The 14,883-nt window shown below is 61.2% G+C and carries 8 protein-coding genes; 7 read left to right on the top strand and 1 reads right to left on the bottom strand.

Features of this window, described 5'->3' with window-relative positions:
• Positions 1-7: 7 nt before the first annotated feature.
• From P3T20_RS32550 to P3T20_RS32520, 7 genes are all read left to right on the top strand, one after another.
• Positions 8-4,111, top strand: a complete 4,104-nt coding sequence (locus P3T20_RS32550) for a TOMM system kinase/cyclase fusion protein (protein WP_429288973.1) — start codon at positions 8-10, stop codon at positions 4,109-4,111.
• Positions 4,104-4,463, top strand: a complete 360-nt coding sequence (locus tag P3T20_RS32545; protein WP_429288972.1) for a BMA_0021/BMA_0022 family TOMM bacteriocin — start codon at positions 4,104-4,106, stop codon at positions 4,461-4,463. Before P3T20_RS32550 ends, P3T20_RS32545 begins: the two co-directional genes overlap by 8 nt.
• A 17-nt stretch (positions 4,464-4,480) precedes the next feature.
• The gene (locus P3T20_RS32540; RefSeq protein WP_074268436.1) at positions 4,481-4,834 is read left to right on the top strand and encodes a BMA_0021/BMA_0022 family TOMM bacteriocin; all 354 of its coding nucleotides are present in this window, start codon (positions 4,481-4,483) and stop codon (positions 4,832-4,834) included.
• A gap of 94 nt (positions 4,835-4,928) precedes the next feature.
• Entirely contained in the window at positions 4,929-7,169 is a 2,241-nt protein-coding gene (locus P3T20_RS32535; RefSeq protein WP_429289114.1) for a TOMM precursor leader peptide-binding protein, read from the top strand.
• 128 nt (positions 7,170-7,297) lie between these two features.
• The gene (locus P3T20_RS32530; protein ID WP_429288971.1) at positions 7,298-8,533 is read left to right on the top strand and encodes a branched-chain amino acid ABC transporter substrate-binding protein; all 1,236 of its coding nucleotides are present in this window, start codon (positions 7,298-7,300) and stop codon (positions 8,531-8,533) included.
• A gap of 81 nt (positions 8,534-8,614) precedes the next feature.
• Positions 8,615-10,759, top strand: a complete 2,145-nt coding sequence (locus P3T20_RS32525; RefSeq protein WP_429288970.1) for a hydantoinase/oxoprolinase family protein — start codon at positions 8,615-8,617, stop codon at positions 10,757-10,759.
• Positions 10,759-12,492 (top strand): hydantoinase B/oxoprolinase family protein, encoded by a 1,734-nt coding sequence (locus P3T20_RS32520; RefSeq protein ID WP_429288969.1) that lies wholly within the window; start codon positions 10,759-10,761, stop codon positions 12,490-12,492. The genes P3T20_RS32525 and P3T20_RS32520 overlap by 1 nt, the downstream gene beginning before the upstream one ends.
• Positions 12,493-12,509: 17 nt before the next feature.
• Here P3T20_RS32520 and P3T20_RS32515 read toward each other — a convergent pair whose 3' ends face one another.
• Complete coding sequence (locus P3T20_RS32515) at positions 12,510-14,657, bottom strand: tetratricopeptide repeat protein (RefSeq protein WP_074268434.1); 2,148 nt, start codon at positions 14,655-14,657, stop codon at positions 12,510-12,512.
• Between the last annotated feature and the right edge of the window lie 226 nt (positions 14,658-14,883).

Below are 14,883 nucleotides of genomic sequence, written 5' to 3'. Positions count from 1 at the left end.
TTGCGCAATGCCCTCCAGATCTGTGACGTCATCTACCGATTCGCGCGCGCCCACTGAGGCTGCGCATTCACCTCAGACATCATCTGCACCGGCGGTCGAACTGCATGGCGCGCATCGCTACCGGCTCGGCGCGCGGCTTGGCGAAGGCGGTAGCGGCGCAGTCTATCGGGCAACCCGGGTCGATACCGGGCAAACGGTTGCGATCAAGCTGATGCACGAAGACGTTGCGCGCACGGCGGTGCAACGCGAACGTTCACGCGCCCGCTTCGGGCAGGAAACGCGGCTGTGCGAGACGCTTGAACATCCGCACGTGGTGGCGTTGCTCGACAAGGGCGAGACGCCTGACGGCCAGTTGTTCGCCGTGTTCGAATTCGTGCCGGGCAAGACGCTGCGCGAGATGATCGAGGATGAAGGCGCGCTCTCTGCGGTCACGACAGGACTCCTGATGACGCAGGTGCTCGAAGGCCTGGCGGCCGCCCACAAGCAGGGTATCGTGCATCGCGACCTGAAGCCGCAAAACGTCATGGTGACGGCGACCGGTGACGTACTGCATGCGAAGATCCTCGACTTCGGCATCGGCGCGCTCATTTCCGACGCTACGTTGCCGGATGCGTATACGCTGACGCAGGCGACCGAGGTCCTCGGTTCGCCGCAGTATTGCGCGCCCGAGCAACTGCGCAAGGAAGCGCCGACACTCAAGACCGACCTGTACGCGTGGGGCCTCGTCGTCATCGAATGTTTGACGGGGCAGCCTGTCATGCAGGGCGCGAGCATTGCCGAGATCCTCTACCAGCAACTCAGTCCCGTCGATGTAGCGTTGCCGCCGGCGATTGCCTCGCACCCGCTCGGCACGGTATTGCGGCTGGCGTTGAACAAGAATCCGCAGGTGCGTGCCGGCTCCGCGGATGAGCTCGCGGAACAGTTCCGCGCACTGCATTTCCAGGCGCTCGTCGGCGAATTCAATTACCCGCGCGGATCACGCAAGTCCCGAACTGCCGAGGCGAAAGTTGCCACGCTTTCGACGAAGGCGCCGGATGGCGCAAGCGCATCCCGGCAGGTGACGGCGCTGTGCTGCAGTGTGGGCATCGTTGAAGACAGCACGCCGCTGACGGCCGATCCCGCCTCGCTGGAAGCGCTCGAGGCGAACCAGCAACAATGGCTGACGCGCTGTACGGACATCGCAGTCGGGTACGGCGGCGAAGCATGCGGCAAGCTCGGCGATACGTTGCTGTTTTACTTCGGCGCTCAGGTCGGGATCGATCGGCCGGCACGGCGCGCCGCGCGTGCTGCGCTCGAAATGGCGCGGCAGTCGGGCCGCGCGAACCTCGACGACACGCAAACGCCGAACGGCTGGCGCGTGGAGATAGCGGCGGCGTTGCATGTCGGCCCTATTGCCATCCGTGTGCCACTCATGGGCGAGGGCGCTACGGCGGCTACAGCTGCGAAGCTGCTGCGGCTTGCCGCGCCGGGCCAGATTCTGCTTAGCGAAGAAGCACGCGAGTCGCTCGACCGGTATGCCGACTACGCGCCCACCGGCTTGCATTTTGCGCGTGCTGGTCATCCGTCGCGCAACGTCTATGCGTTGCTTGGCGAACGCCACGAGCATGCGCCGTTCGATTCGCTCGACCGCAACGCGGCGACGCCGCTGATTGGCCGCGAGCGCGAGCGCGAAGCGTTGCTGCAAGCCTGGCGCGGCGTGGTAGCCTCCGCTGCATCCGAGGCACAAGCCGGCGAGGGCGCACCGCGTCTTGCGAGACTGGTCGTTGGTGATCCGGGCATCGGCAAATCGCGACTCGTCTATGAGCTGTGCGAAACGGTACGCAACTCAGGCGAGACGGTTGCCTACGGCGCATGCCTGCCGGAGCGCATGAATCACGCACTGTTTCCGATCCTGCGCTTCGTGGCGGCGCATTGGCAGCTCGATCTCGAAGGCGACCCGGCTAGCGCGCTCGCCGTACTCGACCGCCTGATCGCCCCGCTTGCCTGCGATCATGCCGCAGCGCGCGCCACGCTCTCTGCGTGGCTTGGGATTGCAGCGGGGCCAGCCAACCTGCGCTGGTCGACTGCGCGGCAGCAGCAAGCGCTTTTCGATGTCCTGCGCCAACTGATCGCTTCGTCAGGACAGGGCGGACCCGTGCTGTTCGTCATCGAAGACGTGCAGTGGCTCGATCGCATGAGCTTCGACTTCCTCGAGTCACTGCGTCTCTCGCCGGTATGCCGCTCGGTTCTCGTCGTGATGACGTCGCGTCCCGAAGTGCTCGACCGGTGGCGCACCAGCACCGAGCGTCTGATGCTGCGACGCCTGTCGCGCAACGACACACGTGAGCTGATCGCGACGCTGCTGGGCAAGGCCGATTTCGATGCTGCCACGCTCGACTCGATCACGCAGCGCACGGCCGGCATTCCGCTGTTCGTCGAGGAAATTGCGCGCGAATTCGTGATCAGCGGTGCGATGCCGGATGCTGGCGTGGCGCAGGCCGATATCGGCGCACCGGATCATCAGCCGTTGCCGGCCAGTTTGCGCGACATGCTCGAACTCGCGTTCGATCGTATCGACGGCGCGCGCGACACCGCGCAGCTGGCGGCCACGATCGGCCTCGAAGTCGATGCGCAATTGCTCGCCGACGTTTCGCCGCACGCGGCCGACGTCCTCAACGACGACCTGAAACGACTGCTCGAGGCGCGCATCATCTATGCGCAGCACCGGCTCGGCGGCATCTCGTATGCGTTCCGGCATGCGCTGATTCGCGATGCAGCCTACGAATCGATGCCGGCGGCGCTGCGGCGCGACAATCATTCTCGCGTGGCACGGGCGCTTGGCAAGCGGCCAGAACGCGGCAATGGCATGCAGGACGTCAACATAGCGCAGCATTTCGTGCATGCACGGGCCTTCGAAGAAGCCGTGCCGCACGGCATTCGCGCCGCACAGCGTGCGCTCGAACGCGCCTTGCACGACGATGCGATCCGGTATGCACAAACGGTGCGCGAATGGCTGACCCAATGCGATTACGCCGGGCGTGCACACGACGCGGCACGTGCCGATCTCTCGCTCGTGCACGCGATGATGGCACGCTTTGGCTGGGCCGATCCGCAAGTGAAGGGACATACCGAGCGTCTGCTGGACGAGGTCGGCGGCCTCGAGGATCCACAGCTTGCCGCGAGTGCATTGTGGACGCTTGCGACTTACTACCATGTTGCCAGCGACCGCGCGGCCGTGCAGCGCATCGCCGCGCAGCTGATCGAACTGTCCGTGAGCGAAAACGATCCGTCGATCCGTGTGGCCGCCGATGCGATGCACGGCATGAGTCTATGGATCGATGGTCACTATGCCGAGGCGCGCTCGGCGTTCGATGCGGCACTGTCGGGCCACATCGTGGCTCGCGACGCGGGACACCGGCGCCTGTTCGGTCTCGATACGCGGGCATGGACAATGGCTTCGCTGGCGAGCCTCATGTGGCACATGGACGAGGGTCCGGATGCCGCGCTGGAGATGGGGCGCACCGCCGTGCATTCGGCGACCTGTGTGGACCATCTGCCGACGATCGGCGTCACGCTGATGTATTGCGCGCGGATGCAGCAATGCAGCGGCGATCGCGAAGGCGCGCGTGACACGTCGGCGCTCATCCTGAGCCTGTCGCGCACTTACGGACTGAACGCGGTCGAGCGCTATGCCGCCGCCATCCACGCGTGGTCCGAGGGGGACCGCGACGCCGTTGTGGGGCACATCGAGGCATTGCGCCGCTCGGGATGCCTGCTCGGCCTGACCTACTACGCCTCATTGATCCCGGAGATGGATGCGGCCCGCGGCGACTGGCAATCGGCGCTGCGTGAAATCGATGCATGCCTCGCACTGTGCGAAACAATGAACGAACGCTACTACGAGGCCGAGCTGCTGCTTAAGAAGGCGACTTATCTGTTCAACGCGGGCTCGCGTGAACCGGGTGAGGCCGCGGGAGAAACGTGTCGCCAGGCGCTTGCTATCGCACGCAAGGCCGGTATGACGCGCACCGCTGCGAGAGCGCAAGACATGCTGGAGCGCCTGCAGTCGAAAACGTTCCCAGAACAGTTACCGATCAGGCCACACCCACCCATGGAGAGCGTCAGTGAGTAACCTCGAAAGCAGTTTTCCAACCTACCAGCAGTTTCTCGAATATCGCGCCGTCATCGTTCAGGCGATTGCCGTCGCATGGCACGACGACGCCTTTCGGGTCAAGCTGGTAGACGACCCGCAAAAGGCGCTGGCCGACCGCTTTGGCTACCGCTATCCGTTCAGCCTCGCGCTGAAGGCGCAGCTCGACACCTCGGAGTGGACACCGGCGACCAACGGCGGCTGGACCACGCTCGAGAACAATGTGCTGGAACTCGTGCTGCCGCCCGCGCCGGCCGACCCGGAGCAACACGTCATCGCGCTTGCCGCTTATAACGCAAAACATATCAGCGTCATTGAAGACGCTAAACAATAAACCGGGGAAGACCGATCATGGGAATGAATAACGCGGTTCCTACTCAGGAATCGATGCTGGAGTTCCAGGACGTGTATCTGCGCGCAATCGCACTTTCATGGAAGGACGCAGCTTTTAAAGACGCCTTGTTGAAGAATCCTAACGATGCGCTGGCTCGTTACTTCGACTATCTGTGCCCGTGGATCATCAACCTGAAGATCAGCGAAGCCCCAGCCGGTTCGGGATGGGACGCGGCGAAGCAGAGCTGGTCTTTGCCAGCTAACGCGATGACGTTCGGTGTGCCGGTGCGTCCGAAGCTGTCGGACGAGGAATCGATTGCGCTGGCAGCCTACAACGATGCAGGGCCGTGCTACCTATTCACCTGTTGCTGAGATTGGACTGACGTGCTGCGTGCGAATGCGGCGCGTCGATATTCCACCGCATGCCGGCGGTGATATACCTGCCGCCCTCGTTCGCCCTGTGTCCATGCTCGATGACTTTTCCCGCGTGCTGCGCTTCAAGGCGCATTTGTCGGTACTCGACGCGGGGCCCGATACGCTTTTCATCGTTGACGAGACCCGGCGCTCGGTTCTGCGTGGTGCGGTCTATGTGAGCATTGCCGCGTGTTTGCGTGAGAGCATGACGATTGCTCAAACGATCGCGACACTCTCCACGCGTTTCTCGGATTGGCAAATTCTGGCGGCGCTCGATCATCTTGAGCACCAGGCCTATCTTCGAAGCGACGCGCCCGACGAGCTCGATGCCGCACGAGGTTTCTTCGAACGCGCCGGGCTTGACGGCGACCGCGCTTGCGAGCAACTCGCGCAACTGCGCGTCGCGGTCGAAGCATTTGGTGTCGACCCGGCACCCCAGGAGCGGGCTCTCGCGGCGTGCGGTATCGAGGTGGACCGCGAGGCGCCTTTCGTGATCGCACTCGTCGATTCATATGCGCGGCGCGAACTCGCCGAGGTAACCGAACGCGTGTTGGCACGAGGCGGCTCGGTGCTCGTCGCGATGCCCTACGGCATACAACCGCTCATCGGGCCGCTGCTGGGCCCCGAAGACAATGCGCCGGACGCGCCTTGCATTGCGTGCCTGCGTTACTGGACCTCGCTTAACCAGCCTGTGCAGACCTTACTCGCGCGTCATCACGGCGATGTGGCGTTGAGTCTTGCGCCGGCGCATACGCTTGCCAGCGTCGCCGCGGTCAGCGCTTTCGCTGCAGCGCTGATCCAACAGATCGCGGTGAGCGAAGCGCGGCGCGAGCACGCTCGCCGGCATATTCTTTCGTATCGCATCGACACGTCGGGCACGGCGTCACATCGTGTGGTGCGGCGCCCGCAGTGTCCTCATTGCGGCAATCCTCACTGGATGCAGGAACAGGCCACGCGCGCGCCGATCCTCAAGGGGGCAGACGTGCTCGCCTCACGGGAGGGCGGCTTTAGAAGCATCGAACCGCAGGGCGTCCTCAAGCGCTACGGCCATCTCGTCTCGCCGGTCAGCGGTGCGATTGCCTACCTGCATCCGATGCCGGGCCGGCATGCGGGCCTTCGCCATGTCTATGTGGCTGGCTATCTGGTTTGTCCACCCGGCATTCCGCGCACGAACCGCTTCGACCGCGTCTGTTCCGGCAAAGGCCGCACCGACGAGCACGCCAGGGTCAGCGCGCTTTGCGAAGCCATAGAGCGCTTTAGCGGCGTGTATCAAGGCGATGAAATGACGGTGCGGGCCAGCATGCTGGAATTGCAACGCGGCGACGCTCACGGTGGGAGCGCTCCGGTTGCTGTCAACGAACTTCAGCAATTCAGCGAAAGCCAGTTCGCGCGCCGCGATGCCATCAATGCCCTGACCGAAGATGTGCGCAAGCAGGTGCCGCAGCGCTTTTCCGGCGACGACGTCATCGACTGGACGCCCGCATGGTCATTGAACACGGGAATGCGCCATTGGGTGCCGCTCTCGTACTGTTTCGCCGACACGCCGGACTCGGCCGAAGGTCTGACGTTCTGCGTCCATAATCCGAACGGTAGCGCGGCGGGCTCGTGCCTTGAGGAAGCCATCTTGCAGGGCTTGCTTGAACTGGTCGAGCGCGATGCGACGGCAATCTGGTGGTACAACCAGGTGCAACGGCCCGCTGTGGATATCGCGAACTTTCGTGATCCTTATTTCGATGCGCTCTTGCGTGAATATGAGTCAATGGGCTGGCGTCTGTGGGCGCTCGACATCACGCACGATCTCGGCATCCCCGTTATCGTCGCGTTGGCCGAAAACCCCGCGACGGGACGCTTTTCGATCGGCTTCGGCTGCCATCTCGACAGTCGTATCGCTTTGCAGAGGGCGCTGACCGAGGTCAATCAGCTGCTCGACGCGACAGCCGATGCACCGCCTCCATGGGACGCGGCAAAACTGTCCTCGAAGCAGTTTCTGTATCCTGCCACTGACCAGACATCCGTCGATGCAACCGTGCACGCGTCAATCGACGCGCGTGAACTGAAGGATGCCATCGAGCAGTGCGTGAGCAGGCTCTATGCGGCAGGCATGCAGGTGCTCGTCGTGGACAAGACCCGGCCCGATCTCGGACTGCCCGTGGTCCAGGTCATCGTGCCGGGCTTGTGCCATTTCTGGCCGCGTTTTGGCGCTATGCGGCTTTATTCGGTACCGGTTAAGCTAGGCTGGCTCGGTCGCGCCCATAGCGAAGAGGAATTGAATCAGGCGTTGCTGTTTCTTTGAGCCGGATTCGATCAAGGCGCGCGCATCGCTCCGCCAGTTCGTCATAAATAGGCACTACCTGATATTTTTCGACGTTTTTGTTGTGCAAGAATTTTCTCGTATTGAACCCGCTTCATAACGGAGAAAACATGCGACTGTCACTGTATCCGGGATTGCTAACACGCTGTCTAGATGGCTTGTTCACCGCTATCGAAGCAGGTGCGGTGGGCGCGCAGTGCACGTTTGGCCGCCTCGGCGTGGTACCGGTCGCAGTAACCCTCGCGGCAGGAATCTTCAGTGGTGCCGCCCATGCCCAGGCAACGACAGTCGAGATCGGTTTTGCCGCGCCCCTTTCCGGCAACTCCGCCAACTTCGGCAAAGACATGCAGATGGGTGTTCAGTTGGCCCTTGACGAAGTCAATGCCGGGCAAGTCGTCATCGCTGGAAAGCCGGTGAAATTCGAACTCCAGGTGCAGGACGACCAGTCGGATCCGCGAATTGCGGTGCAGGCGGCGCAACACCTGGCGGATGAAAAAGTGGCCGCAGTCATCGGGCACTTCAATTCCGGCAACACGCTTGCCGCCATTCCGGTCTACAAGCGCGCGGGTATCCCCCTGATCGTTCCGTGCTCCTCGAATCCGACCATTACCCATCAGGGCTTCGATTTGCTGTACCGGCCATACGGTACCGATTTCACGGTCGCGGAGAGCGCAGCCCATTACGCCGTGGAAACCTTGAAGGCCAAACGGATTGCTGTCGTCGATGATCGCACCACCTTTGGCCAGGGCATCGCGGACGAATTCGAAAAGGGTGTGCGGGCTGCGGGCGGCACCATAGTGACACACGAGTACACGACGGATACCGCAGTCGACTTCCGGGCCATTCTGACTTCAATCAAAAGCGATCGCGCAGATCTTGTCTTCTTTGGAGGTCTAAGCAATCAGGGCTCGTTGTTCGTCAAGCAGGCCCGCCAGCTCGCATTCGACGGACAACTGATGGCAGGTCCCACCTTTGCCAATCAACACTTCCTGCAACTGACGGGGGACGCGGCCCAAGGAATGATCGGGATTGAACAAGGCGCGCCATTGGCCCAGCTCGATAGTGGCCGCGCTTTCCTGAAGAAGTTTCACGACAAGTACGGAACGGACCCGATCGGCTTCGCAGGCTATGCGTATAACGCAACGCTGGTCGTCGTCAACGGAATGAAACAGGCGAATTCGATCGACCCGGCAGTGTTTGGGCTCGCGATCAGCAAACTTTCTTTCGATGGCATCCTGGGTCCGATTTCGTTCGACAAGAATGGCGACCTCAACGATGCGAAAGTCACCCTCTACAAAGCAGGCACGAATTCATGGGGCGCCGTAGCTACGGTTAGCGCCAAATAACACATCCGACCCGACGATATGACAACCCCCGGGAAAGATCAGATGTCTTCTCGAAGCGCAGTGACTGCGAATGAAGGATCCGTGACGATACGTGCCGGTGTGGACATCGGCGGCACTTTCACCGATGTCGCGCTTGAGTGCGGCACAACGCTGTATTCGGCCAAGGTTTTGACCGATTACGCTCAGCCCGAACGGGCGATTGTCGAAGCCATGCGGCGCGCTACGGCGCAGGCCGGTATCGCCATGAACCAGGTTCAGGCGATTGTCCACGGCACGACGCTCGCCACCAACGCGTTGATCGAGCGGCGGGGGGCGTACACGGCATTCATCACTAGCGACGGTTTCCGCGACGTGATCGAGATGCGGACCGAAAGCCGCTTCGACCAGTACGATCTGGGCATTACGCTGCCCAAACCCCTGGTGCCGCGTCAGGATCGACTCACGCTGCGTGGACGTATGAGTGCTAGCGGAGCAGAGCTTGTGCCGCTCGATGAGAAACAACTGGACGGAATCATCGGGCACATTCGCCACGCGGGCTATGAGAGCGTGGCGGTAGGACTGATGCATAGCTACATCAATCCGGCCCACGAACGGCGAGTTCGCGAGCGCCTGCTCGAGGCCATGCCGTCGCTTGCGGTATCGCTTTCGTGCGAGGTGTCACCGCAAATCCGCGAGTACGAGCGCTTCAACACGGTCTGTGCGAACGCGTTTGTGCTGCCCCTGATGTCATCCTATCTGAACCGGCTGGCTGGGTCACTGCGTGAGGCCGGGGTCGACTGCCCCATCTACATGATTCACTCCGGCGGCGGACTCATGTCGCTGCGGAGCGCTGCCGCGTTGCCGGTGCGACTGCTGGAATCAGGGCCGGCGGGCGGAGCGATCTATGCAAGCCACGTCGCTGCCCGCTTTGGCCTGGGTCGAGTGCTGTCGTTCGATATGGGCGGTACGACCGCGAAGATCTGTCTCATCGAGCAGCAACGTCCAAAGACAGCTCGCACCTTCGAAGTGGCACGGACGTATCGTTTCAAGAAAGGCAGCGGAATGCCGATTTCAATCCCCGTCATCGAAATGGTCGAGATCGGGGCTGGGGGCGGTTCAATCGCTCATGTGGATGAGTTACGCCAGGTGCGTGTCGGTCCGGAAAGTGCCGGGTCAGAGCCAGGGGCCGCCTGTTACGGCCGCGGAGGCGAGCGGCCGACTGTGACCGACGCGGATCTTCTATTGGGCAAGCTCGATCCAGCGCGCTTTGCTGGCGGCAGCATGCGACTGTTTGCCGATGCGGCGCGAGTCGCGGTCGACGACCATATCGTAAGGATGTCACACCATTTAACGGCAGACACCGCTGGTGAGGAGGCAAGCAGCCATACTCCGGAAAACCGCATCGTAGATGCAGCATTCGCTGTTGCCGAAGTGGTCGACGAAAATATGGCTAATGCGGCCCGCGTTCATGCAGTCGAAAACGGCTGCGAACTCGATACCTATACGATGATCGCTTATGGCGGTGCCGCTCCTTTGCACGCCGGCCGCATCTGCGAAAAGCTCGGAATCCGGCAGTTTTTAGTGCCACCGGGTGCGGGCGTCGGATCGGCGATCGGATTTCTGCGTGCTCCTTTCGGCTACGAATCGCTGCGCAGCAATGTTATGCGACTCGACAGATTCGACGCGGATGCGGTCAATGCACTGATCGAGGACATGGCGGCAGAAGTCACTGCGTTCGTGCGCGAGACGGGCTACGAGGGCCCTGCTCATCGAACACTGCGAGCTTATATGCGTTACGCAGGGCAGGGATGGGAGATTCCTGTCGATGTGTCTGTGGAACGCTTCGTTGGTGAGGACGTTCCGGCGCTGCGCGAGTCCTTCGAGAAGGCCTACCTTACCTTGTTCGGTCACACGGTTGCAGGACTGGATGCAGAGGTCGTCAGTTGGGCACTGCAACTGCGTACGGATGTAGCGGAACCGGAGCGCATGAATATCGCCAAGGGTAACCCGTCGGGCCTCTCGCGTGAGAGTCAACCTGTTGAACGGCGCCTGGTATTCGATGCGCAAAGCGGTCGATTTCATGACTGTGCGATCTACGATCGAGAAAGTCTGCGGGTTGGAGAGCGCCTTGCGGGTCCCGCGATCATCGCCGAGCGGGAAACCTCGACGCTGGTGCCGCCGCGCTTCAGCGTTATCCTGCAGCACGACGGTTGCCTGCTGGTTGACCGAAACGAAGGAGTGGCGTGATGGATCATCACGAGACAGAGCAGACTGCGGCAGCCGCGCCGCAGGAATCCGCCACGGACTTCAAGGTCCGCGAGCAGATCATGTGGAATCGCCTTATTTCGGTGGTCGAAGAACAGGCGGTGACGCTGATCCGTACAGCGTTCTGTACGAGTGTGCGGGAAGCAGGTGATCTTTCCGCCGGCGTTTTTGACGGGCAGGGGAGGATGATCGCGCAGGCGGTGACGGGAACGCCCGGACACGTGAATTCAATGGCTGAGGCGGTTGGTCATTTCATTGAGCGCTTTGGTCCGGAGCAGCTCTTTCCTGGCGACGTTCTCGTGACAAACGATCCGTGGTTGGGTACGGGACATCTGCACGACATCACGGCAGTTACACCTGTGTTTCGCGAGAGTGCACAACCGCACGACGCGGGAGTGGCGCCTCGGTTGATCGGTTTTTTCGCTTCCACGGCACACGTTGTCGATATCGGCGGACGTGGCTTCGGCCCGGATGCAAGAGAGGTGTACGAAGAGGGGATCTGTTTGCCGCCGATGAAGCTGTATCGGCGCGGAGAATTGAACGAGGATCTCATTGCAATCCTGCGCAGCAACGTGCGCGAGCAGGACCAGGTCATTGGGGACTTCCATTCGCTTGCAGTCTGTAACGACACCGGTCGCCGACGCCTCATGCAGATGATGGACGAGTTCGGTCTCGACACGTTAGAGAACCTGGCGTCATTCATTTTCGAGCACAGCGAGCGTGCGACACGCGAGAAGATCGCAGCGTTGCCGAGAGGCGAACACAGCTACCGGATGACCGTCGACGGGTACGATCATGAGATCGACCTTGCCGTAAAGGTTCATGCGCAGGGCGATACGATGTATGCCGATTTCACCGGTACGTCTGGCCCAAGTGCATACGGCATCAACGTGCCGCTGACGTATACGAAGGCTTACGCCTGCTATGCGTTGAAGTGCGCGATTGCGCCAACCATTCCGAACAACTGGGCGTCGCTGCGTCCTTTCGTCGTGACCGCGCCAGATGGCTGCATTCTCAACGCACCGCGCCCGTGCGCGGTAGCAGTACGCCATGTTCTCGGACACCTGCTTCCGGACGTGGTGCTGGGCGCGCTGCAACCCCTTTGTGCGGATATTGTGCCTGCCGAGGGTGCGAGCGCGCTCTGGAACCTGCAGATGGCGTTCGAAGGCACGCGTGAAGATACGCTTGCGAACCGTCATCAGATGCTGACATTTAACAGCGGCGGCACCGGCGCGCGGCCTCATAGCGACGGACTCAGTGCAACCGCGTTTCCGAGCGGCGTTCAGACGATGTCCGTCGAGGTCACCGAAAGCGTGGGGCCGGTCGTCATCTGGCGCAAGGAATTGCGCCCCGATTCTGGAGGCGCGGGCAAATGGCGCGGGGGTCTGGGGCAATGCATCGAGATCAGCGCGCAGGACGGCTATCGTTTCAGCCTTAATGCCATGTTCGACCGCGTCCTGAATCCGGCGAGGGGGCGCGAAGGGGGAGGGGACGGCGCAGCGGGCATTGTTGCGCTGGACGACGGGACATATTTGCGCTCCAAGGGCAACCAGGCTATTCCGCCTGAGCGGCGTCTGGTGCTTTCGCTGCCTGGTGGCGGTGGATATGGTTCTGCCGAGCAGCGTAATGTGGCTCAGGTCAGGGCGGATGTTGCTGCGGGGTATCTGAGTGAGGATTTGGCCAAGGTTCAGTATCCGGGGGCTTTTGATGAGTGATGCCAATGAACTGTGCCTTAGGCAGTCATGTCACTTAGCGCTGCGCACACGCGCTTGATAACATCCGGCCAGTCTCCGATCGTGCGTTGACGGAACAGACGAACCGATGGGTACCACGGACTGTCATCACGCTCAAGTTGCCATCGCCAGTCGCAATTGACCGGCAATAGCAGCCACGTCGGCTTGCCCATGGCCGCGGCGAGATGAGCCGTCGCCGTGTCGACGCTGATTACGAGGTCGAGGTTCGCGATGATGGCCGCAAGGTCGGAGAAGTCGTTGATCTCGTCACCGAGGTATTGAAATGATGGCGTGCTCGCGAGGTACGCTGCGTCCTGCGCGTGCAGACCCTTTTGAATGACGAATACGTCTGCCTTGGCGAGAAGCGGGGTGAAGGACGCGAGAGATGCGGAACGGTTGCGGTCGTTACCATGCTCCGGATTTCCCGACACCGCGATGCCGAGACAAGTGGTATGCGCTCGAGCAGGTTGTAGTCGACGGCGCCACGTCTCAGTGGCTTGCGGATCCGCACGGAGGTATCCGGAGACGTACGGGATCAACGAGGACTCTATCTTCAATGCGTCAGGAAGGCTAAGCAAGGCGATCGCGAAGTCGCAGGCGGGAGGCGTCTCACCTCTGGCAATGACCTGAATGTTGCGAAAATTTTCAGTGACTAACGCCTTTAGCGGGGGTTGAACCTCAAGCACGATGTCAACGCCGCGCGCTCTCAGTGCAGATGCGTAGCGGCAAAACTGGATGGTGTCCCCGAAGCCTTCGTCGGCCCAGATCAGCAGGCGCTTGGCCGTGATGTTTTCTAAGCCTGACCATACTGGAACGTCGGCATGCCGGCGGACGTTGGGTCGGGCACAGCGCCAGCGCGATTCGAATCCTGCCCATCCCTTCAGGTATTCGCCTCTTTGCAGATGCAGCAGACTTGCGTTGAAACTTGCCTCGGCGTGGTCGGGATCGATTGATAGCGCGTGCTCGTAGCTTGACATTGCTGCTTCGGGTTTTCCCAGTGCCTGCAAGGCCATGCCCCGGATATTCAGGGCTTCGACCTGAGCAGGGTAGAGGGAAAGGGCGTGGTTCGCGGCGGTCAGCGCTTCGTCATACCGCTGCTGATGGAGCAGTACAAAGGCTCGATCGGTCAGCACCTCGCTATTCCTCGGTGCAATCAGCACGGCGCATTCGAGCACTTCCAGCGCCTCTGAATAGCGCTTCAGGGAGCTCAGGGAACGCGCTTGTCCGAGACGCGCCTCGACGTTCTCTGGTTCATCAGATAACGCTTGCTGGAAACTGCTCAGTGCGTCGGTGAAGCGCTGAAGTTGCAGCAGGGCGGAGCCGCGACCGCAGTATCCCTGTGCGGTCATATTTTGTTGGTCCAACGCAGCGTCAAAATCTTGCAGCGCGCCGTGCGCGTCGCCGAGGTATGCGCGTAAGATGCCGCGGTTTTGAAGAGCGAAGTGCAGATCGGGCTGGATCGCGAGGGTCTGGTTAAAACTTGCGATGGCTTCCTCGCGACGGCCGAGCGTCACGAGGGCGTTGCCGCGGTTGTTCCATGCTTCTGCCAGGTCGGGCTTGACTTGCAATGCTGCGTCGAAGCTGCGTAAGGCGTCCTCGACGTCACCGCGCTCCAGGTGCAGGACACCCAATTGATGCAGGGCGAAGGTGTGATCCGGTTGAAGTGCAATGACGCGTTCGAAGCTCGCTATTGCGTCGTTGCGTCTTGCCGGATCATTCCGGGCAAGTCGGGTTAAAACGTTGCCCAGGCCCAGCCAGGCACCGACGTTGCTGGGATCGATCGTTGTGGCTCGTTCAAAGCTTGCACGTGCCTCTTCGTTTTGATCAAGCGATTGCAAGGCGAGCCCGAGATTGACATGGGCTGCGGCGTTTTCCTCGTAGACATCTAGTGCTTGTCGGATCAGGTCTACGGCGAGATCAGGTCTCTGGGACTGGTATGCGGTGACGCCGAGCAAATGAAGTGCGTCGGGGTGCTGGGGTTGTGTGCGCAGCACAGCTTCGTATAAGGCTTGGGCTGCAGTGAGATTGTTTCGCCGATGGGCCTGGACGGCGTCTGCGAGTAATTGGGCGGTTGTTGGCTCGTCGGCCTCGAGCTTTGGGGCAACCGGGGCTGGCCGTTTTTCGTTGGTGGGGTTTTCGGGGCACATCGCGCAATTCTACGAGTCTGGAAACACCTTCGCGATAGTATTCTCGTCGAGAGTCAATTCACGATGGCCCGGTGGCGGGACCGGGCATTTCTATTTGGCTGAAACACGACATTCTCATATTGCTGCTACAGACAATGTCGAGGCTTCTTTCAGATGTCGGGGTTGGGACTTTTTAGAAATGTCCGGTTTTAAGGTTCAGAAATATCTATGTTAGAGGGCTTTTGAG

It is taken from the genome of Paraburkholderia sp. GAS206C (assembly GCF_050435645.1).
Classification (GTDB): Bacteria; Pseudomonadota; Gammaproteobacteria; order Burkholderiales; family Burkholderiaceae; genus Paraburkholderia; species Paraburkholderia phenazinium_B.
The sequence above is the reverse complement of the archived record's forward strand: the minus strand, read 5'-3'. Positions and strand labels throughout refer to the sequence as shown.